The organism is Saccharothrix saharensis, from assembly GCF_006716745.1.
Classification (GTDB): domain Bacteria; phylum Actinomycetota; class Actinomycetes; order Mycobacteriales; family Pseudonocardiaceae; genus Actinosynnema; species Actinosynnema saharense.
The window spans coordinates 2,196,406-2,219,147 of sequence record NZ_VFPP01000001.1 but is presented as its reverse complement, the minus strand read 5'-3'; the positions used below and the strand labels follow the sequence as shown (position 1 = coordinate 2,219,147).

Sequence of the window (22,742 nt, the reverse complement as noted above, 5' to 3'; positions counted from 1 at the left end):
TGGCGCTGGCACACGGTTCCATGACATACCCCCCGAGCCGCACGTACGCCTGCTACGAAGACGGCAGGACGAACAGCGGCGGCGGCGACCTGAACCCGGCCAACCCGGCGTGCGTCGCCGCGGTGCAGATCGGTGGCAAGCAACCGCTGTGGGACTGGTACGGCAACCTGATCAGCCAGGCGGCCGGCAAGCACCGCGAGATCATCGCCGACGGCGACCTGTGCGGTCCGACGACCAAGTACGACGCCTACAACCTGGCCCGCAGCGACTGGCCGGTGACGAGCCTGCGGGCGAACGCGTCGATCACGTTCAAGTACAACGCCTGGGCACCCCACCCGGGCCGCTGGGACCAGTACGTCACCCGCGACGGCTTCGACGTCACGCAGCCGCTGAAGTGGTCGGACCTGGAGCCCGCGCCGTTCGACAGCGTCGTCAACCCGCCGCTGGGCAGCGGCGAGTACTCGTGGAACGGCACGCTGCCCAACAAGACCGGCCGCCACATCATCTACTCGATCTGGCAGCGCAGCGACAGCCCCGAGGCGTTCTACAGCTGCTCGGACGTGAACTTCACCGGCGGCGACAGCGGCGGTGACACCCAGGCACCGACGGCTCCCGGCACGCCCGTCGCGACCGCCACGGCCAACGCCGTGTCCTTGAGCTGGTCGGCGGCGTCGGACAACCGCGGCGTCAGCGGCTACACGGTCTACCGCGAGGCGGGCGCCACCGACGTGGCGGTCGCGACGGCCTCGGGCACGACGGCCACCGTCACCGGTCTCACGGCGGACACCGCCTACCAGTTCTACGTGGTGGCGCGGGACGCGGCGGGCAACACGTCGCCGCCGTCCGCGGTCGTGTCGGTGCGGACCGCCACGGGCGGCGGCACGACGCCGGGCGCGTGCTCGGTGACCTACAGCGTGCCCAGCCAGTGGTCCGGCGGCTTCACCGCGAACGTGTCGGTGAAGAACACGGGCACCAGCGCGGTCAGCGCGTGGCAGTTGGTCTGGGACGTCCCCTCGGGTCAGGGGATCACCCAGGCGTGGTCGGCCGAGGTCGCCGTCGCGGCGGGCAAGGCCACCGCGAAGGGCGCCAGCTGGAACCAGAACATCCAGCCGGGCCAGACGGTGAGCTTCGGGTTCAACGGGACGTCGCAGGGGGCACCCGCGAACCCGGCGTCGTTCGCCCTCAACGGCGCTTCCTGCGCCGCGGCCTGATGTTGGGGCGGTGCGCGGCCCTGGTCGCGCTCCTGGTGGGGTCGGTCGCCTGCTCCTCGGCGGCGACCGACTCCGCCGGCCTGGTCGGCGCCAACGGGCTGGGGGCCAACGCCCTCGGCCCGCCCCTGGCCACCTCGGTCGAGGTCGGCCGGTGGGTCGAGGAGAAGACCGGGCAGTGCGACGAGGTGGCGCCGCGGACGATGCAGGAGTTCGCCGACTTCGTCGGGCCGCTGCGGGCGAAGCTCTACGCGCCCTACGTGGTGGAGTGGGCGACGTGCGCGGCGGGGCCGTACGAGAGGCTCGGGCTGGTGGTGTTCCAGCGCGAGAAGCTGAAGGACTTCCAGCAGGCGTGGCAGGGCGCGATGGCGAGCGGCGAGGTGTCGGACAACCCGGACTTCGGGTTCGGCAACGGCTTCGCGCTCAGCGGCACGCTGGGCCTGGAACTGCTGGGACTGCACGAACTGCGTTGCACATCGGTGGTGACCGGTGCGGACGTGGGGCACACGCTGCCCGCGGAGGCGGACGGGTGCACCTACGTCCAGAAACCGGGCCACCACCACTAGAGGCGGCTCGTCAGCGTGGCGCGGCGGTGCTCTGACGCACCACCAGCGTGGTGGCAAGCTCGATTCGGCGGTGTTCGGGCTCTTCACCACGTGCCAACGTGATGGCGAGACGGGTGCCCGCCGCGGCCATGTCCTGCAGCGGCTGCCGGACCGTGGTCAGCGGCGGGCCCACCCACTGCGCGACCGGGAGGTCGTCGAAGCCGATGACGCTGAGGTCTTCCGGGATGCGCAGGCCGGCCGCGCGTGCGGCCTCGTAGACGCCGAGGGCTTGCAGGTCCGACCCGGCGAAGACGGCCGTGGGCGGGTCCGGCAGGTCGAGCAGCGGCGCGAACTGGGCCCGGCCGGACTCGACGTGGAAGTCGCCGTAGCGGACCAGCGCCGGGTCGTAGGCCAGTCCGGCGGTCTCCAGCGCGGCGCGGTAGCCGTCCACGCGGGCGCGGCTGCACAGGACCCGCTCCGGGCCGCCGATCATGGCGATGCGGCGGTGGCCGAGTTCGATCAGGTGGCGGGTGGCGGTGAGGCCGCCGTTCCAGTTGGTGGCTCCTATAGAGGGCGTCTCCAACTGGGGTTCGCCGATGGGGTCGACCACGACGACCGGGATGTCCCGCGCGCGCAGCTTCGCCAACTGCGAGGACGTGAGGTCGGAGAAGACGGAGATCACGGCCAGGGGCTTGCGGGCGATCACGCCCTCCAGCCAGCCGTGGCCGGGCGTGAGCCTGCCCTGGGACTCCGACAGCACCAGTGCCAGGCCCTGCTCGGCGGCGACCTGCTCCGCGCCCCGGATGATCTCCAGCGCCCAGGCGCTCTCCAGCTCGTGGAACATCAGTTCCACCAGGTTGGACCGACGCGACCGCTCGTCCGCCCGGCGCTGGTAGCCGTGCCGTCGGATGATCGCCTCGACCCGTTCGCGGGTGTGCGGTGCGACGTCCGCGCGACCGTTCATCACTTTCGAAACAGTCGGAACCGAGACCCCGGCCTCTGCCGCGATGGCGGCAATGGTGATCTTGCCCGAGGCTGTGCCATCCGAGGGTGACGGGTCGGCTTTGGTCGGCATGAGCGCAGTCTACGGCAGCCCCGCCCAGTTCCGGCCGCTGGACGCGGGGGAGCGGTGGTGGGTTGTTCGTCACTCGGAGTGCGCGTAACCGGGTCGAAACAATCGATACTCAGATCGAAACTGTCGAATGTCCGGTTGCTCCCACTTGGCCGCACTTCGAGGTTACCGCAACGTATCGCCGTCCTCACGGCCAAATGAGACTTCCCCGAACGTCGAACTCGGCCTACGCGAGCGTTCGACTCACGGGACCTGAGCGTTCGACACTCGCGAGTGTCGAACCTCCAGGTCCCGAGTGTCGAACGCTCAGGACCGGTGAGTTCAACGTCGGGGAGGCTCGGGCCCGCTGGGAGAGGAGTGGCGGGCCCGAGCCGGTCGGGTCAGTCCCGGCGACGCCGGCCGCCGGACGAGAGACCGTCGCGCAACGCCCGGTGAGCGGGCTTGGGCGCGAAGTCCTCGTCGAGGATGGTGGCCGCACCATCACCCTCGAACCACCCGGGCACCCAGGAGTACCTGTCCGTGTACCCCCAGACCGTGAACGACAGGCAGCCCGGCGTCCGCAGGCACGCGTCCAGCGCCGTGCGGTACACGTTCGCCTGGGCCTGGAGCTTCACCGGGTCGGCGGGCAGCGGCATCCGCACGTCCGCCTCCGTCACCGCCGTGCGCAGGCCGAGGGCGTCGAACCGCCCCAGGTTCTCCCGCATCGTCAGCGGCGCGTGGTCCGCGGTGAGGTGGCCCTGCACGCCGACGCCGTGGATCGGCACGTCCTGTCGCACCAACTCGCGCACGAGGTCGTACATGCCATCGCTCTTGGCGTTGACCTCTTCGACCTCGTAGTCGTTGTAGAACAGCAGCGCGTCCGGGTCGGCCTCGTGCGCCCACCGGAACGCGTCCGCGATGTAGCCGGGACCGAGCGCCCGCAGCCAGACGGTGTCGCGCAGCGTCCCGTCGTCCTCGAACACCTCGTTCACCACGTCCCACTGCCAGATCCGACCCCGGAACCGCCGCACGGTCGTCTGGACGTGGTCCTTCAGCACGGCGCCCAGCTCGTCCCGCGGCACGTCCGCCAGCCACGCCGGGTTCTGGTTGTGCCAGACGAGCGTGTGCCCGCGCACGCGCTGCCCGTGGGCCTCCGCGAACGCGACCAGCGCGTCCGCCGGGCCCCACTCGTACCGACCCCGCGCGGGCTCCAGCGCGGCCCACTTCATCTCGTTCTCGGCGGTGACGGTGTCGAACTGCGCCGCCACCCACGTGCGGTACTCCGCGTCGTCCGCCAGCGCCGCCATGGCGACCGCCGTGCCGAACGCGAGGTCGTGCCGCGCGGCGAGCTGCCGCAGGGTCGGCTCCGCTGCCGCCGCGGGTGCGGCGGCAGCGGTGTCCGCGGCCGGAACGGGTGCGACGTCCCGCATGAGCCTTCCTCCAGCCGAGGGGGTGGACTACTTGCCGAAACCGGCCGTGAGGCCGCTGAGCAGGAACCGCCGCCCGATCAGGTACACCACGAAGATCGGCAGCACGGACAGCGTCACGGCCGCGAGCAGCGCGGGCACGTTCGTGCCGAACTGCCCCTGGAAGTCCCACAACCCGAGGGTGAGCACCCGCGACGACTCCGACTGGGTGAGCACCAACGGGAAGAGGAACCCGTTCCACGCGTTCAGCGCGGTGTAGACGACGACCGTCATGATCGCCGGCCGCGCCAGCGGCAGGACCAGCGACACGAGCACCCGCATCGGCCCGGCGCCGTCGATCGCCTGCGCCTCGTACAGCTCGCGCGGCACGTCACGCAGGCTGTTGACCAGCACCAGCATCGCCACCGGCAGCGCGAACGCCGCCGTCGGCAGGATGATCGCGGTCAACGTGTCGTACAGCTGCATCCGGGTGATCATCAGGTAGACCGGGATGATCGTCGCCTGCGCGGGGATCGCGAGGCCCATCAGCAGCAGGGTGAAACCGCGCTGCACGAACGGGCTGGTGTTGCGCACCACCGCGTACGCGGCGGGCACGGTCACCAGCACCACGATCGCCACCGTCGCGACGGTCACGATCACGTTGTTCAGCAGGTACTGGCCGAAGCCGCCGGTGAGCACCGTGACGTAGTTGTCCAGCGACAACGCGTCCGGCATCTCCCACACGCTCTTGCCCAGGTACTCGGCGCGCGTGCGCAGCGACACCGTGACCAGGTAGAGCAGCGGTCCGACGACGATCGCCAGCCACACCAGGGCGAACAGCCCGGCGGGCCAGTTGGGACGAGACTTCACGACCCCTCCTGCTGGCTGCTCATCTGGCGGAACCCGCTCCAGCGCATGACCGCCAGCGACAGCGCGGTGCCGAGCACGACCAGCACGACCGCGATCGTGCTCGCGTAGCCCATCTCGAACCCGCTGAAGCCGGTGATGTACATGTGCAGCGGCAGGATGCGGGTCGCGGTGCCCGGTCCGCCGTTGGTCAGGATCAGCACGGTGTCGAACGTGGTCAGCGAGCCGACCAGCATCAGCACCGACGACGTGACCACGGTGTAGCGCAGCTGCGGCAGCGTGATGTGCCGGAACTTGCTCACCCGCGAGGCGCCGTCGATCGTCGCCGCCTCGTACAGCGAGGCGGGCACCGCCCGTGCCGCGCCCTGGTAGAGCAGGGTGTGGAACGGGATGAACTGCCACGAGATCACGAGCACCACCGTGTAGAGCGCGATGTCGGGGTCGCCGAGGAACAGCGGTCCGCCGACGAACGCGCCGAAGTTCGGCTCGAGCAGCGCCTGCCACAACAACGCGATGGCGGCCGTGGACAGCAGCAGCGGCAGGAAGAAGATCGAGCTGAGCACCGCCCGGGACCGCTGCTTGCCGGCCGCCCAGACCCCGATCAGCAACGCGATCGGGGTCTGGACGAGCCACGACACGACCATCAGCACCAGGGTCCGCCACACCGAGGCGCGAGCCTCGCTGTCTTCGAGCAGCCGGGACCAGTTCTCGCCCCCGTTGAGCGCCGGCGTGCCCAGACCGTCCCAAGCGGTGAAGCTCAGGTAGATCACGAGCAGCATGGGCAACGCGGCGAACAGGGCGAAGAACGCGAACGCCGGCACGGCATACCAGGCCGAAGGCCGCTGGGACGACATCAGCGCGCGGCCACCGCGTCGACGAACTGCTGCGGCGAGACCTTGCCCAGGAAGAACTCCTGGAGCTGCGTGAGCATGAAGGTCGCGTCATCGGCGGGCAGGTCCTGGTCCCAGGACAGCTGGAAGTTCTTCGAGTCCAGCACCAGCTCGTAGATGAACGACGCGTACTCCGGGTTCGGCGACTTCTTCAGCTTCTCCTCGGCGCCCACCACCGGCGGGACGTCACCGGCCTCGACCAGGGCCTCGATGTAGGAGTCCTTGTGCAGCTCGGTGGTGACGAACTTCTTGGCCGCGTCCAGGCTCTTCGAATCCTGGGTGGCGGAGTAGAAGTTGCTCACGTTGCCGACGAGGTTGCCCGCGTCGCCCTTGCCGCCGGGGATCGACGGGAACGCGATCCAGCCCAGGTCACCGTTCTTCACGAAGTCCGGGCTCTGGTCGAGCTGGTTGGTGTACTCCCACGAACCCATGAGGTGCATGGCGGCCTTGCCCTGCGCCAGGATGGTCGACGCGCCACCGGCGTCGTAGCCGACGGAGGCGAAGTTGCTGCCGAACGCGCCGCGGTCGATGAGGTCCTTGAGCTTGGTCATGGACTCGACCACGGCCGGGTCCTTCCAGCCCTCGGGGCCCTTGTCCCGGATGTTCTTGAACACCTCGGGACCCGCCACGCGGTCGAGCACGTACTCGGCCCACATCAGCTCGGTCCACGCCTGCGTGCCGGCCAGGGCGATCGGGGTGATGCCCTTGGCCTTGAAGGTGTCGACGACCGCGAGCAGCTCGTCCCACGTCGTCGGCGGCTGGGCGCCCGCCTCGGTGAACACCTTCTTGTTGAAGAACAGCAGCACCGGCTGCATGCCGCGCATCGGCACGCCGTAGTACTTGTCGCCGAGCTTGGCACCGTTCAGCACGCTGGGGATGAACGCGTCCTTCGCGGCCTTGTTCTCCTCGAGCACCTGGGTGAGGTCGGCGACCTTGCCGGCGTCGACGTACTCCTTGAGGTTGCCACCGCCCCAGTTGAAGAACAGGTCGGGGGCCTGCGGGGAGCCGATGGCCACCCGGAGCCGCTGCTTGTACGGGTCGTTGCCGAACGTCTCCAGCGAGGCGTTGCCGCCACCCGCCTTGAACGAGTCGATCGACTTGTTCTCGATCTTGTTGAGGACCGGGTCCTCGAGCGCCCAGATCTTCAGAGCGCCGGCGTTCGACTCGCCCGGACCGGACGTGCCACACGCGGACACCACTGCTGTCACGGCGACTAGCCCCATCGCGATGAGGGGACGCACCCATGAACGGCGGGACATGCGACCGCCACCCTTCTGCCACGCTGCGGATTTGTTCGTGGCATCGAAACATTTCGAAACATCCACGACTTGCGCAGACCTTAGGCCGGTGTCCAACCGGTGTCAAGCGTCACCATTCGGCGCGTCTAGGTAGTGTTTCTGCACGTCAGGAGGTCACTCTTGTGTTTCGATCGAGTTTCGATACTATCGGCCCATGCGTCGAGCCACGTTGGCCACGATTGCTGCAGCAGCGGGGGTGTCTCTCCCGACGGTGTCCAAAGTCCTCAACGGGAAGGACGACGTCGGCGCAGAGACCCGGGCCCGCGTGCGGCAGCTCCTGGCCGAGTATGACTACGTGCCGGTCGGGTCCCGCAGGGCCTCCGGGCACCTCCTGGTGGACCTCGTGTTCACCGCCCTGGACAGCCCCTGGGCGGTGGAGATCATCCGTGGCGTCGTCGACACCGGGCTGCACGTCGTGGTGTCGTCCACCGACAAACCCCGTCAGCACACGTCGTGGGCGGCGTCGCTGGTCGAGGCCAGGCGCGCGGGAGCGCTCCTGGTCACCTCCCAGCTGACCGCCGCCGACCGCCGCGTGCTGGCCAACTCCCGCATCCCCGTCGTGGTCATCGACCCGGTCGACCTGCCGCAGCCGAACGTGCCCAGCGTCGGCGCCACCAACTGGGCGGGCGGCCTGGCCGCCACCGAACACCTCCTGCGCCTCGGCCACCGCCGGGTCGGCGTCATCGGCGGACCGGCCGGGATGCTGTGCAGCCGCGCGCGGGTCGACGGCTACCGCGCCGCGCTGGACCGCGCGGGCATCGCGTTCAACCCCGAACTGGTCAAGCACGGCGACTTCAAGCACGAGGGCGGGTTCCGCCGCGCGGCCGAGCTGCTGGCGCTGCCGGACCGGCCGACGGCGATCTTCGCCGGCAACGACGAGCAGGCTTTAGGCGTGATCGAGGCGGCCCGCGTCGTGGGCCTGTCCGTGCCGCACGACCTGAGCGTGGTCGGGTTCGACGACCTGCCGGTCGCGGTGTGGTCCTCGCCCGCCCTCACCACCGTGCGCCAGCCACTGACCGAGATGGGCCGCCACGCGGGCCGGATGCTCGCCGACCTGATCGCGGGTCGCCCCGTGGAGACCGAACGGGTGGAACTGGCCACCGAACTCGTCGTCCGATCGTCAACGAAGGAGCCGCCGTGCTGAACCCCTGGGCCGATCCCGGAAAGCCGACCGGTGAGCGGGTCGCCGCCTTGCTGGCCGAGCTGACCCTGGAGGAGAAGCTGGCCCAGCTGGTGGGCGTGTGGGTGGGCATCTCCGAGGGTGAGGAGGTCGCGCCCGCCCAGCACGAGTTCGCCGAGCCGCTGCCGCCGTGGGACGAGCTGACCAAGCCCGGCCTCGGCCAGCTGACCCGGGTGTTCGGCACGGGACCGGTCGAGCCGCTGGTCGGCGCGAAGGTGCTGGCCGAGACGCAGCGCAAGCTGGTCGCCAACACCCGCTTCGGCATCCCCGCCATGGCGCACGAGGAGTGCCTGTCCGGCTTCACCGCGTGGCAGGCCACCGTCTTCCCGACCCCGCTCGCGTGGGGCGCCTCCTTCGACCCGGAGACGGTCGAGCGGATGGCACGCGAGGTGGGTCTCGCGATGCGCGACGTCGGCGTCCACCAGGGGTTGGCGCCGGTGCTCGACGTGACGCGCGACCCGCGCTGGGGACGCACCGAGGAGACCATCGGCGAGGATCCGTACCTCGTCGGTCTCCTCGGTGCCGCCTACACCAAGGGCCTGGAGTCCAGCGGCATCGTGGCCACGCTCAAGCACTTCGCGGGCTACTCGGCCTCGCGCGGCGGGCGCAACCACGCGCCGGTGCACATGGGCCCGCGCGAGTTCGCCGACGTCGTGCTGCCGCCGTTCGAGATGGCGCTGCGCCTGGGCGGTGCCCGCTCGGTGATGAACTCCTACGCCGAGGTCGACGGCGTGCCGCCCGCCGCGGACCCCGCCCTGCTCACCGACCTGCTGCGGGGCCAGTGGGGTTTCACCGGCGTGGTGGTCGCGGACTACTTCGCGGTGTCGTTCCTGGAGACCGCGCACGCCATCGCGGGCTCGCCGGGCGATGCCGCCGCGCTGGCGCTGGCCGCCGGCATCGACGTCGAGCTGCCCAGCGTGCGCTGCTACGGCGAGCCGCTGGCCGAGCTGGTGCGCTCCGGCCGGGTGGACGAGGCGCTGGTCGACCAGGCGGTGACGCGCGTGCTCACCCAGAAGTGCGAACTCGGCCTGCTGGACGAGGGCTGGCAGCCGGACTCGCCCGCGGTGCTGCGCGGCGAGCCGGTCGACCTCGACCCGCCCGCGCTGCGCGACCTGGCCCGCACGATGGCCGAGCGCTCCGTGGTGCTGCTGGACAACGCGGGCGACGTGCTGCCGCTGCGTGACGCGGGCAAGGTCGCCGTGGTCGGCCCGTGCGCGGACGACCTGCTGGCCCTGATGGGCTGCTACGCCTTCCCGAACCACGTGGGCGTGCAGCACCCCGAGGTCGCGCTCGGCGTCGAGATGGACACGATGCTGCAGGCCGTGCGCAAGGAGTTCCCGGACGCCGCGGTGACCACCGCCAAGGGCTGCGACGTCGACGGCGACGACCGGTCGGGCCTGGAGGACGCGGTCGCGGTGGCGCGCGAGGCCGACGTGGTGCTGGCCGTGCTGGGCGACCGGGCCGGGTTGTTCGGCCGCGGCACGTCCGGCGAGGGCTGCGACGCGGAGGACCTGAACCTGCCGGGCGTGCAGGGGGAGCTGCTGGAGCGGCTGCTCGCGCTGGACGTGCCGGTGGTGCTGGTGCTGCTGACCGGCCGCCCCTACGCGCTCGGCTCCTACCGGCCGGCGGCGATCGTCCAGGCGTTCTTCCCGGGCGAAGAGGGCGCGGGCGCGGTCGCCGGCGTGCTCAGCGGACGCGTCAACCCGTCCGGCAAGCTGCCCGTGCAGGTGCCGCGCGGCCCCGGCGGCCAGCCGACCACCTACCTGCACCCGCCGCTGGGCGGTCCGGGCGGGGTCAGCTCGGTCGACCCGTCGCCCGCCTACCCGTTCGGGCACGGCCTGTCGTACACGACGTTCGAGCTGTCGGACTTCGCCGGCGGCGCGCAGTTCCCGACCGACGGCGAGGTCGAGGTGTCGTGCCTGGTGCGCAACACCGGGGACCGGGCCGGCGCCGAGGTCGTGCAGCTCTACCTGCACGACCCGGTCGCGAGCGTCACCCGCCCGGTGCGCCAGCTCGTCGGCTTCGCGCGGGTCGAGCTGGAGGCGGGCGCGGCCACCGAGGTGACGTTCCGGCTGCACGCCGACCGCACCTCGTTCACCGGTCGGGACGGCAAGCGGGTCGTGGAGACCGGTGACGTCGTGCTGCAGGTGGGCTGCTCCAGCAAGGACATCCGCTGGGAGCACGAGGTCGCCCTCACCGGCGAGCCGCGCGTGGTCGGCCACGACCGCGTGCTGGTGACCCCGGTGACCACCACCGCCCGCTGACCCTTCCGACCACCACGTCACGATGAGGTGACCCATGAGGTTGGTGCCCTTGTCGGCGCCGCCGGCGCACCCCGTGCCCGCGGCGCCGGCGGCGGCGACGCCCACCCCGACCGGCCCGTCCCGGGTCGAGGGGTACGTCGTCGACGCCCCGGGACGGGAGCGCTTCCCGTTGGCGTCCCGGGGCGAGGTCGCCGCCTTCGTGGTCAGCGACGCCGACCACCCCGGCGTCGTGCGCGTGGTCGGTGACCTGCGTGACGACGTCGAACGCGTCACCGGCGTGCGGCAGGGGATCACGTCGGCCGACGATCCGGCCGCGGTGCCGGGCGGTGACGTGGTCATCGTCGGCACGGTCGGTCGCAGCCCGCTGATCGCCGACCTGGTCGAGCGCGGCAAGCTCGACGTGTCCGGCATCGCGGGCCGGTGGGAGACCTCGCTCCAGCAGGTCGTGCACGACCCGCTGCCGGGTGTGCGGCGGGCGTTCGTCATCGCGGGCAGCGACCAGCGGGGCACCATCTTCGGGGCGTACGACGTGTCCCGCGAGATCGGCGTGTCGCCCTGGTACTGGTGGGCCGACGTCCCCCCGGCCCACCGCGCCGAGCTGCACGTGCTGCCGGGCAGGCACGGTCAGGGCACGCCCGCGGTGAAGTACCGCGGGTTCTTCGTCAACGACGAGAACCCGGCGCTGGGCACCTGGGCGCCGGGGCACTTCGGCCCCGGCCACGCGCCGGGTTTCCCCGCGGGCTTCAACCACCACTTCTACGCCAAGGTCTTCGAGACCGCGTTGCGGCTCAAGGCCAACTACGTGTGGCCCGCGGTGTGGGGGCGGGCGTTCGCCGAGGACGACCCGCTCAACCACGCGACCGCCAAGGCGTACGGCGTCGTCATGGGCACCTCGCACGAGGCGCCGATGATGCGCGGCATCGAGGAGTGGAACCGGCACGCGAGGCCCGGCGAGGGCGACCCGTACGGCGGCAACGGGGAGTGGAGCTTCCGCCGCAACCGCGCCGCCATCGAGCGCTACTGGGCCGACGGCGTGCGGCGGATGAAGGACGAGGGCTTCGAGGGCGTGGTGACCCTCGGCATGCGCGGCAACGGCGACGCGAGCCTGTCCGACGGCGACGGCATCGAGCTGATGCGGGAGATCCTGGCCTCGCAACGGGACATCCTGGCCCGCGAGGGCATGGCGGACGTCCCGCAGGTGCAGACCCTCTACAAGGAGGTCCAGCGCTACTGGGAACAGGGGCTGCGGCCGCCGGACGACGTGACCGTCGTGTTCGCCGACGACAACTGGGGCAACATGCGCAAGCTGCCCGACCCGTCGTCGCCCGGGCGCGCCGGCGGTCACGGCCTGTACTACCACTTCGACTACGTCGGCGGCGGGCGCAACTACAAGTGGGTCGACACCAGCCCGCTGGCGAACGTCCGGGACCAGCTGCACCAGTCCTACGAGTACGGCGTCGACCGGCTGTGGGTCGTCAACGCGGGCGACGTGAAAGGCAACGAGCTGCCGTTGCAGTTCTTCCTGGACTACGCCTGGGACCCGCACCGCTGGCCCGCGGAGGCGCTGGGGGAGTGGGAGGAGCGCTACGCGGCGCAGAACTTCGGCTCCCGGGCGGTCGAGATCGCCTCGGTCCTGCGCGAGTACGGCGCGCTGCAGTCCATGCGCAAGCCGGAACTGCTCAACCGCAGGGCCACCGCCGACGGGACGGCGGTCACGTACGACGACCAGGCGTCACCGTTCAGCCTGACCGACTACCGCGAGATCGACCGCGTCACCGAGCGGTGGCAGCGGTTGGCGGACGAGGCCGAACGCATCCGCGGCACGCTCCCCCGGTCCGAACAGGACGCCTACTACCAACTGGTCCTCTACCCCGTGAAGGCGACCGCGAACCTGTACGCGTTGCGGCTGGCCGAGTTCACCAACCTGCTCTACGCCGAGCAGGGGCGTGCGTCGGCCAACGCGCTGGCCGACATCACCGATGCCCGGTTCGCCGACGACCGGGCGATGTCGGAGCACTACCACACCGTGCTCGCGGGCGGGAAGTGGAACGGCTTCCAAACGCAGCCGAAGATCGGTTACGGCGACGTCGCGCGGTACGGTCCCAGCGCGTCGTGGCAGCAGCCGGAGCGCGACGACCGGGTGCTGCCGGACGAGGTGTTCCCGGCCGTGCGGCGGGTCGAGCTGCCGCACGTGGCCGAGTTGGGCGTGGCCGTCGACGGCTCGGACCGGTGGTGGCCCGCGGCGGGCGGGTCGCCGACGCTGCCCGCGTTCAGCCCGCACCAGTCGCAGCCGGGGCAGTACGTCGACGTGTTCAACCGCGGTGCGGTCCCGTTCGACTACCGGGTCACGTCCGGCGCGGCGTGGCTGGAGGTCGACCGGCCGCACGGGACGGTCCACGAGCAGGTCCGGCTGGACGTGCGGGTCGACTGGTCGCGGGCACCGAAGGGGTGCACCGAGGTGCCCGTCACCATCACCGGTGCGGGCGCGGAGGTGACCGTGCGGGCGGTGGTGGAGAACGACCTGGTCGACCCGCGGGGTTTCGTGGAGGCCAACGGGTACGTCTCCATCGAGGCCGCCCACGCGACCCGCGTCGTGGACGGCGACGGCGTGCGGTGGCGGCGGATCCCCGGCCTCGGCCGCACCGGCGACGGCGTGCAGCCGTTCCCGGTGACCGCGCCGAGCCGCGAACCCACCGGTCCGCGCCTGGAGTACGAGCTGACCGTGCGGTCCACCGGGCCGGTGACCGTGTGGGCGTACCTGTCGCCGCGCAACCCGGTGCTGCCCGGTCGCCCCGGGCTGCGGTACGGGGTGTCGTTCGACGACCAGCCGCCGCAGGTCGTCGACATCACCGCCGCCACCGGCGCGGACGACACCGCCATGAACCGCGAGTGGGAGCGCAACACCTCCGACAACGTCAACCGAACCGCCACCGGGCACCACCTCGCCGCGGGCGTGCACACGCTCAAGGTGTGGGTGGTCGACCCCACCGTGGTGGTCCAGAAGCTGGTCGTGGACACGGGAGGCCTCAGGCCCAGTTACCTGGGACCTCCGGAGAGCCGCCGAGTCCACTGACCGGGCTGGGGCGTGAGGGGGACTATGGCGGTGGTCCCCCTCACGCCCCGCCTCCACTCACAGGTGCGCGCGCAGGTGCCGCAACTTGCGTTCGTCGTGCACGCGCGGAGTGGTGTGGCCGCTGAACGGGAACACCGCCATCTCCTTCGGCGCGGTGATCTCGTTGTAGGCCGCGTACACCGTGGACGGTGGGCACACCTCGTCCATCAGGCCGACGCTGAGCAGAGACGTCGCCGTGATCCGCTTGGCCAGCAAGGCGCCGTCCACGTACCGCAGCGTGTCGAGCGCGGCCGGGATCAGGTCGACGTGCTGCGCCAGGAACTTCGCGATCTCCGCGTACGGCTCGGCGTCGGTGAGGGTGACGGCGCGCTGGAAGTCGCACAGGAACGGGACGTCCGCGTGGCAGACCTTCACCGCTTCGCCGTTGAGCGCGGCGGCGGCCAGCGCCAGCCCGCCACCCTGGCTCCCACCGGACACCGCGATCCGCGTCTCGTCCACCCCGTCGAGGGACGCGGCCACTTCGACGGCGCGTGCGGCGTCCACCATCAGGCGCGTGACGTAGTAGGTCTCGGGACTGGCGATGCCGCGCGTCATCACGCCCGGGTGCTCGGGGCCCGCGAAACCGGAGTCCGGGGTGGCGCCGAGCGTCCACCGCCCGCCCTGCCCGCGGGTGTCCATCACGAACACCGCGTAGCCGACCGACGGCAGCAGCGCGTGCTCCGAGGGCAGGCCGCGCCCGCCGCCGTAACCGATGTAGCAGACGACCGTGGGCAGCGACTCGACGCCGGACCCGGCGGGTCGGATGTACCAGCCGCGCACCCGGTCGCCGCCGTAGCCGGAGAACTCGACGTCCCAGACCGACAGCGGGCCGTACGCGTCGGCCGCGTAGGGCGTGAGCACCGGGGGGAGCGCGGCGGCGCGGGCGTCCTCCAACCGGGTCTTCCACCACAGGTCGAGGTTGTCCGGTTCGGCGGTGTCGGTCCGGTACAGCGCCAACTCCCGCTCGGAGAGGTCGAACCAGGGCACGGCGGTCCCCTTTCACATTATCCGTTAAGCGCTTAATCAGCCTACCGGGCCGGGCCGGGGGTGCGGCGGTCTAGACTTATTGATCACCGACCGAGGAGGCGCGGGTGGTAGGGAAGCGTCCGACCATCTCGGACATCGCCAAGGCCGCGGGGGTGTCCACCGGCGCGGTGTCGTACGCGCTCAACAACCGGCCGGGTGTCTCCGAGCCGACGCGCCGCCGGATCATGGACATCGCCGACCGCCTCGGCTGGGTGCCCAGCAGCGCGGCGCGGTCGTTGAGCGACGGTCGGGCGAACGCGATCGGGCTCGTCGTGGACCGGCCGGCGCGGGTGATCGGCGTGGAGCCGTACTTCATGCAGTTGATCTCCGGCATCCAGGGGGCGTTGGCGGGCGGGCCCACGTCGTTGCTGCTCCAGGTGACGGACAACTCGGCGGCCGAGCTGGCGGCGTACCGGCGGTGGTGGGGCGAGCGGCGGGTGGACGGCGTGCTGCTGGTCGACCTGGTCCAGAACGACCCGCGGGTGGAGCTGGTGCAGGAGCTGCGGCTGCCGGCGGTCGTGCTCGGGGAGCCGGTCGTGCCGGAGCTGCCGTGCGTGTGGACCGACGACGAGCCGGCCGTGGAGGAGGTGCTGGAGTACCTGGTGGCGCTCGGGCACCGGCGCATCGTCCGGGTCGCGGGTCCGACGAAGTTCGTGCACACCCAGACCCGGTCCCGCGCGTTCACCACGGCGGCGGCGCGGTTGAACCTGCCCGACGCGCGGGTCGTGCACGCGGACTACTCCGACGAGGCGGCGGCGCGCGTGACGCGGCGGGTGCTGACCAGCGGCACCGTGCCCACCGCTCTGGTGTTCGACAACGACGTGATGGCCGTGTCCGCCCTGGGCGTGGCGCACGAGCTGGGGCTGTCGGTGCCCGAGCAGTTGTCCCTCGTCGCGTGGGACGACTCGGCCCTGTGCCGCCTGGTCCGCCCGGCCCTGTCCGCGGTCCGCCGCCCGATCGCCGAACGCGGCGCCGCCGCCGTCCGCCTGCTGCTGGACGTGATCAACGGCGCCCCGCCCGACCAGGTCAAGACCTCCGACCCGGAACTGGTCCCCCGCTCGAGCACCTCCCACCCCCCTTCGTGAGTCGAACGCTCAGGTCCCGCGTGTCGAACCTTCAGGTCTCGTGAGTCGAACGCTCAGGTCCCGCGTGTCGAACGTTCAGGTCCCGCGTGTCGAACGTTCAGGACGCGCGTGTCCTACGTTCGCGTCGCGGCACGCCGTCATGCCGCAAATCCCCAGGTCGCGTGTCCTGAGCGTTGAATTCAGAGGGCCTGAACGTAGGACACGCGGGACCTGAACGTAGGACACGCGGGACCTGGAGGTTCGACTCACGGGACCTGAGGGTTCGACTCGCGGGAAGGTGGGGGTTGGCGGGAGGGTGGTGGTGGGGGAGACTGGCGGGGAGGCGTTCTGGGAGCGGTTCCAGAACGTCGGTTCAGGTGTGCCCGGCGGTCGGTGCGCGGGTGGGGGAGAGGCCGGGATTCCGGCGGATGACACCGTTGACACTTAAGCGGTTAATTGCTTTGGTGTTGGAGCCTGCCGCAGGCAGGTGCGCTGCCCTGCGCTCGCTACGTCAACGTCGACAACTACGCGAGGTACATCCATGCGCAAGCGATTCGCCTTGGTCGGCGCGGCCGTCGCCGCCTTGGTCCTGTCACTGCTGACGGTGGTGCCGGCACACGCCGCGGCCGGGTTCACCGTCAGCAACGGGCGTCTGCTCGACGCCAACGGCAACGACTTCGTGATGCGTGGCGTGAACCACGCGCACACCTGGTACACCGACCGCACCACCCAGGCCCTCAAGGACATCAAGGCCACCGGAGCCAACACGGTCCGCGTGGTGCTCAGCTCCGGCGACCGGTGGACGCTCAACTCCGCCACCGACGTCGCAGGCGTCATCAGCCAGTGCAAGGCCAACAAGCTCATCTGCGTGCTGGAGGTGCACGACACCACCGGCTACCAGGAGCAGAGCGGCGCCGTGAGCCTGGCCCGCGCCGTGGAGTACTGGAAGAGCATCCAGAGCGCCCTGGCCGGCCAGGAGAAGTACGTCATCCTCAACATCGGCAACGAGCCGTGGGGCAACTCCGGCTACACCGGCTGGACCCAGGCCACCAAGGACGCCATCACGTCGCTGCGCGCGGCGGGTTTCCAGCACACGATCATGGTGGACGCGCCGAACTGGGGCCAGGACTGGGCCTTCACCATGCGCGACAACGCCGCCTCGGTGTTCGACACCGACCCGCAGAAGAACACGGTGTTCTCCATCCACATGTACGGCGTGTTCGACACGGCCGCGGAGATCAACGACTACCTGAACCGGTTCGTCACGGCGAAGCTGCCGATCGTGGTCGGCGAGTTCGGCCACGACCACTCCGACGGCAACCCGGACGAGGACACGATCTTCGCCACCACGCAGTCGCTCAAGCTCGGCTACCTCGCGTGGTCGTGGTCGGGCAACGGCGGCGGCGTCGAGTACCTCGACATGGTCACCGGTTTCAACGCCGCCCAGCTCACGAGCTGGGGCCAGCGCGCGATCAACGGCGCGAACGGCATCAAGGCGACCTCCCGGCAGGCCAGCGTCTACGACAGCGGCACCGGCCCGGACATCACCGCGCCGTCCACGCCCGGCACCCCGACCGCGTCCGGCGTCACGGCCACCGGCGCCACGCTGTCCTGGACCGCGTCCACCGACAACGTCGGCGTCACCGGCTACGACGTCGTGCGCGTCAGCGGCACCACGGAGACCGCGGCCGCCAGCACCGCCACGGCGTCCGCGACCCTCACCGGCCTGACGGCCAACACCACCTACACGTTCGCCGTGTACGCGCGGGACGCGGCGGGCAACCGCTCGACCCGTTCCGGCACGGTCACCGTGACCACCCAGTCCGGTGGCGGTGGCGGTTCCTGCGCGGTCACCTACAAGGTCGCGGGCCAGTGGCAGGGCGGCTTCCAGGGCGACGTGAAGATCGCCAACACCGGCACGGCCGCGGTCAACGGCTGGACGCTGCGCTGGACCTGGGCCAACGGCCAGACGGTCAGCCAGTCGTGGGGCGCCACCACGTCCCAGTCCGGCGCGACGCTGAGCGCGACCAACGTGTCCTACACCGGCACCATCCCGGTGAACGGCTCGGTCAGCTTCGGCTTCATCGGGTCGTGGAACGGCACGAACTCGGCGCCCACCGGGTTCACCCTCAACGGCGCCGCCTGCACGACGGCCTAGGGGGCGGCGATGTCGAGGAAGACGGCACTGGTCGCGCTCTTAGGCGCGTTGGCCACCCTCGTCGGCGTGCTGCCGGCCGCGCCCGGCCAGGCGGTCGAGGCCGCCGCGCCGACGCGGATCATGGCGCTGGGCGACTCGATCACCGGGTCGCCGGGGTGCTGGCGGGCGCTGCTGGACCGCGACCTGCGGGCGGCCGGGCACACGAACATCGACTTCGTGGGCACCCGCGCCGGCGACGGCTGCGGGTTCGCCTACGACGGCGAGAACGAGGGCCACGGCGGCGCGCTGGTCACGGCGGTGGCCGACCAGAACCAGCTCGTCGGGTGGTTGGCCGCCACCAACCCGAACGTGGTGCTCATGCACTTCGGCACCAACGACGTGTGGAGCAACCGGTCGACCGCCACGATCCTGGCCGCCTACGGCAAGCTGGTGGACCAGATGCGGGCCAACAACCCGAGCATGAAGGTGCTCGTCGCCAAGATCATCCCGATGGCGGCGAGCGCGTGCGCGGAGTGCCCGCAGCGGGTCGTCGACCTGAACGCGGCGATCCCCGGCTGGGCGGCGGGCAAGTCCACCGCGCAGTCGCCGATCACCGTGGTCGACCAGTGGGCCGGGTTCGCGACGTCCAGCGACACCTACGACGGCGTTCACCCGAACGCGTCCGGTGATCGCAAGATCGCGAACCGGTGGATCCCGGCCGTGGTGTCCGCGCTGAACGGCACCACGCCCACCACGACCACCACAACAACAACAACAACAACCACGACGACAACCACGACGTCCGTCCCGCCGACCGAGTGCGGCGTCGTCATCAAGATCATCAGTCAGTGGCAGGGAGGTTTCTCGGCGGAGATCGAGATCCGCAACGGCCGGGCGTCGGCGACCAGGAGCTGGCGCCTCCAGTTCGACCTGAAGCCCGGTACGGCGGTGACCCAGGGGTGGAGCGGCACGTTCGGCCAGAGCGGCACCACCGTGACGGTCACCAACGCCTCCTGGAACGGCGTCATCCCGCCCGCCACCTCGATCAAGATCGGGTTCAACGGTTCGGGTGACATCACCGGCTGGGTGCCGCCGAAACCGGTCTGCTCGCTGACCTGACGGGACCTCGCGGTTGTGCCTGCCCTCAGGCGCAACCGCGAGACCGTCAGACGTGACTCAGGTCACAGTCAAACGTGTAGGGAGTGCCGCCACGGCTCCGTCCACAGGGTGAAAGCGCCAAGATGGGCGCACGAACACCTAGGAGTCCGACATGGCGAAGTTCCTGCTCCTGATGAACTACGGCCCAGCCGCCAACTGCGACGTCCCGATGGACCAGTGGGCGCGCGAGGACATCGCCGCGCACATCCGCTTCCAGCAGGACCTGGGCAAGGAGCTGGCCGAGAACGGCGAGCTGGTCGACGCCCAGGGCCTGGCCGGCCCGGAACTGGCCAAGACGGTGACGTTCACCGGGTCCGGCACGCCGGTCATCACCGACGGCCCGTTCCCCGAGTCCAAGGAGCTGCTGGCGGGCTACTGGCTGGTCGACGCCACGCTGGAGCGCGCGCTGGAGATCGCGGCGCAGGCCTCCGCCGCGCCCGGGCCGAACGGCGTGCCGATCGGCCAGCCGATCGAGGTGCGGGAGCTGATGTCCGCGCCCGCGTCGACCGACCTGTGAGCGAGACCGTCGAGGACCTGCTGCGCCGGTGCGCGCCGCAGGTCCTCGGCGTGGTCGCGCGCCGGTTCGGCGACTTCGCGCTGGCCGAGGACGCGGTGCAGGAGGCACTGCTGGCCGCCGCGCGCCACTGGCCCGTGGACGGTGTGCCGGACAACCCGCGCGGCTGGCTGGTGCAGGCCGCCGTGCGCCGGATGACCGACCTGGTCCGCAGCGAGGCCGCGCGCCGCCGCCGTGAGGACGAGGTGTTCCGCGAACCGGCGCCGGGTGACGCGGTGGACCGGGACGACACGCTGGTGGTGCTGTTCCTGTGCTGCCGCCCGGAGCTGACGCCCGCGTCCGCCATCGCGTTGACCTTGCGCGCGGTGGGCGGTCTGACCACGGCGGAGATCGCCAACGCGTTCCTGGTGCCCGAGGCGACCATGTCCCAGCGGATCACCCGGGCCAAGCAGAAGCTGCGCGGCGCGAGCTTCGCCCTGCCCGGCCCGGACGAGTTCGCGGCCCGGCTGCGGTCCGTGCTGCACGTGCTGTACCTGATCTTCAACGAGGGCTACACCAGCAGCGTCGGCGGCGCGCTGCACCGCACCGAGCTGTCCGGCGAGGCGATCCGGCTGACCAGGGCCGTGCACGCCCGCTTGCCGTCCGATCCGGAGGTGGCGGGCCTGCTGGCGCTGATGCTGCTCACCGACGCCCGCAGGCCGGCGCGCACCGGCCCGGACGGCGAACTGGTCCCGCTGGCCGAGCAGGACCGGTCGCGGTGGGACCGGGCGCTGATCGTCGAGGGCGTCGGGCTGATCATGGGAGCGCTGGAGCGCGGCGCGATCGGCGAGTACCAGTTGCAGGCCTCGATCGCGGCCATCCACGACGACGCGGCCCGCGCCGAGGACACCGACTGGCCGCAGATCCTCGGCATGTACGGGCTGCTGGAGCGGATGACCGGCAACCCCGTGGTCTCGCTGAACCGGGCCGTCGCGGTGGCCATGGTGCACGGCCCGGCCGAGGGCCTGGCCGTGATCGACACCCTGGACGACCGCCTGCCCGGCCACTACCGCCTCGACGCCGTCCGCGCCCACCTGCACGAGATGGCGGGGGACGTGCCGCGGGCCGTGGCCCACTACCGCGCGGCCGCCGCCCGCACGACCAGCGTCCCCGAGCAGCGCTACCTGATCGACAAGGCGGCCCGGCTGGCACCGCCGGTACCCTCGACAGGGGGTGGTGCGCCATGACGCAGCGCAAACCGGCCGGGGTGGGCTTCGAGACCTGGATCGAACGGCAGATCCGCGAGGCGCAGGACCGCGGCGAGTTCGACGACCTGCCCGGTGCGGGCAAGCCGCTGCAAGGGCTGCACGAGCCGCACGACGAGCTGTGGTGGGTCAAGGAGAAGCTGCGCCGCGAGGAGGGCACCGCCCTGCCACCGACGCTGCTGCTGCGCAAGGAGGCGGCCGACGCGCGCGAAGCCGCCGGGCGGGCCCGCACCGAGGCCGAGGTCAGGTCGATCCTGGCCGACATCAACGCCAGGATCGACGAGGCGATCCGCAAACCGATGTCCGGCCCGCCGCTGAACCTGATGCCGTTCGACGTGGACCACGTCGTCGCGCAGTGGCGCGCCGCTCGCTGAACTCACGCTCGCCGAACTCCCGTCCCGCGCGAGCGGACGCCGGTCCGGCCGGCCCCTGACGGCGGCTCCCGCCGAGATGCCGCCGATGTCACCCTGGGTACCCCGCAGCCACATGCCAGATGGATCCCCTCCACCGCTCTAGTGGAATTGCGAGGTGCGGCGATGGCAGAACCTCAGCACGTCCCGGCACACATCGGCGTCGGGGACGTGGAGCGCTTGGCAGCCGAGACCGAACGCCTGCGCGGGTTGGACTACCGGGAGGGCGGCGGAGCGTGCCGTGACGCGGTGATCGGCTGCGCGGCGCGGCACGACCGCTACCTGGACGCCGACGCCACGGGTGCGGTGCGCGGACGGCTGCTGGTCGCGCTGGCCGACCTGCACAACCTGGCCGCGTGGACGTGCTTCGACACCGGCCGCGAGCGCGCCGCCGCCAGGCACTGGGACCGTGCGCTGGGCCTGGCGTGCGAGGCGGGCCACCACGACCTGGAGGCCAACATCCACTACCGCGTCGGCCGGATGTGGCTGCACGGCGGCAGGCGGCGGGCGGCGTTGGAGGCGTTCGCGCACGGGTTGTCCGCGGCACGTCGCGCGGGGTCGCGGCGGGCCGCCGCGATGCTGCACGCGAACCAGGCGTGGGCGCACGCGGCGCTGGGCGACAAGGGCGAGGCGATTCGGCTGCTGAACCTCGCGCACGACGAGTTCGCCCGCGCGTCCGGCCCCGCGCCGGGCTGGGCGCGGTTCTTCGACGAGCCGGACCTGTGCGGGTTGACCGGCGTGGTGCTGACCGAGCTGGCCCGGACGGTCGACCCGGCGTGCACGGCGGCGGCGATCGGCTCGTTGCAGGCCGCCGTGGCGGGCTATCCGGACGGCATGGCGCGCAGCCGGGCGTTCAGCCTCGTGGCGCTGGCCGCGAACCACTTGGTGGACGGGGACTTCGACCAGGCGGCCGAGACGGGGACGCGGGCCCTGGCGGTCGCGGGCACGGTGACCTCGACCCGCGTCGCCGACCGGTTGCGGCCGCTGCGCCGGCTGGCCGACGGCTTCCCCGGCAACGCGCACGCGCGCGCGTTGTCCGCCCGCATCGCCGCGTTCACGCCACCGGTCTGACACCCCGCGGCACCGGTTCCTCCCTCCCCACCGCCCCCGCTCCGGCCTCGGACCGGGGGCGGTGGCGTCTGTTCCGAGCCGGCCGCGCCGTCGAATTCGAGTCGAATTCGACGGCGGGTCGAATCACCCCGTCGAACCGGGATCGAACGAAGTTACGTCGTTGACGTGTGGCGGACACTTTCGCAATACTCTGTTCGCACTTCTGGAACGTGTTCACATTTATGAACAAATTCGCCGGGGAAGGCCCCTCGTCATGCGGATACTCAGTACTGCGCTCGTGCTTTCCTGCGCCCTTGG

17 protein-coding genes and 1 pseudogene are annotated in these 22,742 nt (G+C 71.3%); 12 read left to right on the top strand and 6 right to left on the bottom strand.

Features of this window, described 5'->3' with window-relative positions; translation table 11 throughout:
* Positions 1-20: 20 nt before the first annotated feature.
* Positions 21-1,211 (top strand): lytic polysaccharide monooxygenase, encoded by a 1,191-nt coding sequence (locus FHX81_RS08780; RefSeq protein ID WP_246107705.1) that lies wholly within the window; start codon positions 21-23, stop codon positions 1,209-1,211.
* Positions 1,211-1,774 (top strand): hypothetical protein, encoded by a 564-nt coding sequence (locus FHX81_RS08775; RefSeq protein ID WP_141976781.1) that lies wholly within the window; start codon positions 1,211-1,213, stop codon positions 1,772-1,774. The genes FHX81_RS08780 and FHX81_RS08775 overlap by 1 nt, the downstream gene beginning before the upstream one ends.
* A 10-nt stretch (positions 1,775-1,784) precedes the next feature.
* Here FHX81_RS08775 and FHX81_RS08770 read toward each other — a convergent pair whose 3' ends face one another.
* The 5 genes from FHX81_RS08770 to FHX81_RS08750 all read right to left on the bottom strand — a co-directional run bounded on the left by FHX81_RS08770 (position 1,785) and on the right by FHX81_RS08750 (position 7,175).
* On the bottom strand, positions 1,785-2,828 hold the full coding sequence (locus tag FHX81_RS08770) for a LacI family DNA-binding transcriptional regulator (protein WP_141976779.1): 1,044 nt from the start codon (positions 2,826-2,828) through the stop codon (positions 1,785-1,787).
* A gap of 377 nt (positions 2,829-3,205) precedes the next feature.
* Positions 3,206-4,234 carry an endo-1,4-beta-xylanase gene (locus FHX81_RS08765; protein WP_141976777.1) on the bottom strand — a complete coding sequence of 343 codons (1,029 nt, stop codon included), beginning with the start codon at positions 4,232-4,234 and terminating at the stop codon, positions 3,206-3,208.
* A 27-nt stretch (positions 4,235-4,261) separates the two neighbouring features.
* Complete coding sequence (locus FHX81_RS41905) at positions 4,262-5,080, bottom strand: carbohydrate ABC transporter permease (protein ID WP_141976775.1); 819 nt, start codon at positions 5,078-5,080, stop codon at positions 4,262-4,264.
* Positions 5,077-5,931 (bottom strand): carbohydrate ABC transporter permease, encoded by an 855-nt coding sequence (locus tag FHX81_RS41900; RefSeq protein ID WP_141976773.1) that lies wholly within the window; start codon positions 5,929-5,931, stop codon positions 5,077-5,079. The genes FHX81_RS41905 and FHX81_RS41900 overlap by 4 nt, the downstream gene beginning before the upstream one ends.
* Positions 5,931-7,175, bottom strand: a complete 1,245-nt coding sequence (locus tag FHX81_RS08750) for an extracellular solute-binding protein (protein ID WP_211363432.1) — start codon at positions 7,173-7,175, stop codon at positions 5,931-5,933. Before FHX81_RS08750 ends, FHX81_RS41900 begins: the two co-directional genes overlap by 1 nt.
* Before the next feature lie 244 nt (positions 7,176-7,419).
* Between FHX81_RS08750 and FHX81_RS08745 the strand changes: the two genes are divergently transcribed.
* From FHX81_RS08745 to FHX81_RS08735, 3 genes are read left to right on the top strand one after another with little or no spacing between them, the layout of a single operon-like run.
* Entirely contained in the window at positions 7,420-8,409 is a 990-nt protein-coding gene (locus FHX81_RS08745) for a LacI family DNA-binding transcriptional regulator (protein ID WP_053716050.1), read from the top strand.
* Positions 8,403-10,709 carry a beta-xylosidase/alpha-l-arabinosidase gene (locus FHX81_RS08740; RefSeq protein ID WP_141976769.1) on the top strand — a complete coding sequence of 769 codons (2,307 nt, stop codon included), beginning with the start codon at positions 8,403-8,405 and terminating at the stop codon, positions 10,707-10,709. The genes FHX81_RS08745 and FHX81_RS08740 overlap by 7 nt, the downstream gene beginning before the upstream one ends.
* A gap of 34 nt (positions 10,710-10,743) precedes the next feature.
* A complete protein-coding gene (locus FHX81_RS08735; RefSeq protein WP_141976767.1) occupies positions 10,744-13,782 on the top strand; it encodes a glycosyl hydrolase 115 family protein in 3,039 nt (1,012 codons plus the stop codon).
* 57 nt (positions 13,783-13,839) lie between these two features.
* On the opposite strand, the gene FHX81_RS08730 is transcribed toward FHX81_RS08735, so the two are convergent.
* Entirely contained in the window at positions 13,840-14,808 is a 969-nt protein-coding gene (locus tag FHX81_RS08730) for an acetylxylan esterase (RefSeq protein ID WP_141976765.1), read from the bottom strand.
* A gap of 104 nt (positions 14,809-14,912) precedes the next feature.
* Here FHX81_RS08730 and FHX81_RS08725 point away from each other — a divergent pair, with 104 nt between their 5' ends.
* The 7 genes and pseudogenes from FHX81_RS08725 to FHX81_RS08690 form a co-directional block, all read left to right on the top strand.
* Positions 14,913-15,932 (top strand): LacI family DNA-binding transcriptional regulator, encoded by a 1,020-nt coding sequence (locus FHX81_RS08725; protein ID WP_141976763.1) that lies wholly within the window; start codon positions 14,913-14,915, stop codon positions 15,930-15,932.
* Positions 15,933-16,452: 520 nt separating this feature from the next.
* Entirely contained in the window at positions 16,453-18,069 is a 1,617-nt protein-coding gene (locus FHX81_RS08715) for a cellulase family glycosylhydrolase (protein ID WP_141976761.1), read from the top strand.
* Positions 18,070-18,078: 9 nt separating this feature from the next.
* Entirely contained in the window at positions 18,079-19,167 is a 1,089-nt protein-coding gene (locus FHX81_RS08710) for a cellulose binding domain-containing protein (protein WP_141976759.1), read from the top strand.
* Positions 19,168-19,318: 151 nt separating this feature from the next.
* Entirely contained in the window at positions 19,319-19,723 is a 405-nt protein-coding gene (locus FHX81_RS08705) for a YciI family protein (protein WP_141976757.1), read from the top strand.
* On the top strand, positions 19,720-20,946 hold the full coding sequence (locus FHX81_RS08700) for an RNA polymerase sigma factor (RefSeq protein ID WP_141976755.1): 1,227 nt from the start codon (positions 19,720-19,722) through the stop codon (positions 20,944-20,946). Before FHX81_RS08705 ends, FHX81_RS08700 begins: the two co-directional genes overlap by 4 nt.
* Positions 20,943-21,338, top strand: a complete 396-nt coding sequence (locus FHX81_RS08695) for a DnaJ family domain-containing protein (protein ID WP_141976753.1) — start codon at positions 20,943-20,945, stop codon at positions 21,336-21,338. Before FHX81_RS08700 ends, FHX81_RS08695 begins: the two co-directional genes overlap by 4 nt.
* 81 nt (positions 21,339-21,419) lie before the next feature.
* A pseudogene (locus FHX81_RS08690) lies at positions 21,420-22,445 on the top strand (NsdA family TPR-like regulatory protein); the annotation flags it as partial.
* Positions 22,446-22,742: the final 297 nt, after the last annotated feature.

Excerpts from the sequence above, each read along its gene's own strand:
- FHX81_RS08780 (WP_246107705.1), top strand. The coding sequence starts at position 21 with ATGACATACCCCCCGAGCCGCACGTACGCCTGCTACGAAGACGGCAGG.
- FHX81_RS08775 (WP_141976781.1), top strand. The coding sequence starts at position 1,211 with ATGTTGGGGCGGTGCGCGGCCCTGGTCGCGCTCCTGGTGGGGTCGGTC.
- FHX81_RS08770 (WP_141976779.1), bottom strand. The coding sequence starts at position 2,828 with ATGCCGACCAAAGCCGACCCGTCACCCTCGGATGGCACAGCCTCGGGC.
- FHX81_RS08765 (WP_141976777.1), bottom strand. The coding sequence starts at position 4,234 with ATGCGGGACGTCGCACCCGTTCCGGCCGCGGACACCGCTGCCGCCGCA.
- FHX81_RS41900 (WP_141976773.1), bottom strand. The coding sequence starts at position 5,931 with ATGTCGTCCCAGCGGCCTTCGGCCTGGTATGCCGTGCCGGCGTTCGCG.
- FHX81_RS08745 (WP_053716050.1), top strand. The coding sequence starts at position 7,420 with ATGCGTCGAGCCACGTTGGCCACGATTGCTGCAGCAGCGGGGGTGTCT.
- FHX81_RS08735 (WP_141976767.1), top strand. The coding sequence starts at position 10,744 with ATGAGGTTGGTGCCCTTGTCGGCGCCGCCGGCGCACCCCGTGCCCGCG.
- FHX81_RS08715 (WP_141976761.1), top strand. The coding sequence starts at position 16,453 with ATGCGCAAGCGATTCGCCTTGGTCGGCGCGGCCGTCGCCGCCTTGGTC.
- FHX81_RS08710 (WP_141976759.1), top strand. The coding sequence starts at position 18,079 with ATGTCGAGGAAGACGGCACTGGTCGCGCTCTTAGGCGCGTTGGCCACC.
- FHX81_RS08705 (WP_141976757.1), top strand. The coding sequence starts at position 19,319 with ATGGCGAAGTTCCTGCTCCTGATGAACTACGGCCCAGCCGCCAACTGC.
- FHX81_RS08695 (WP_141976753.1), top strand. The coding sequence starts at position 20,943 with ATGACGCAGCGCAAACCGGCCGGGGTGGGCTTCGAGACCTGGATCGAA.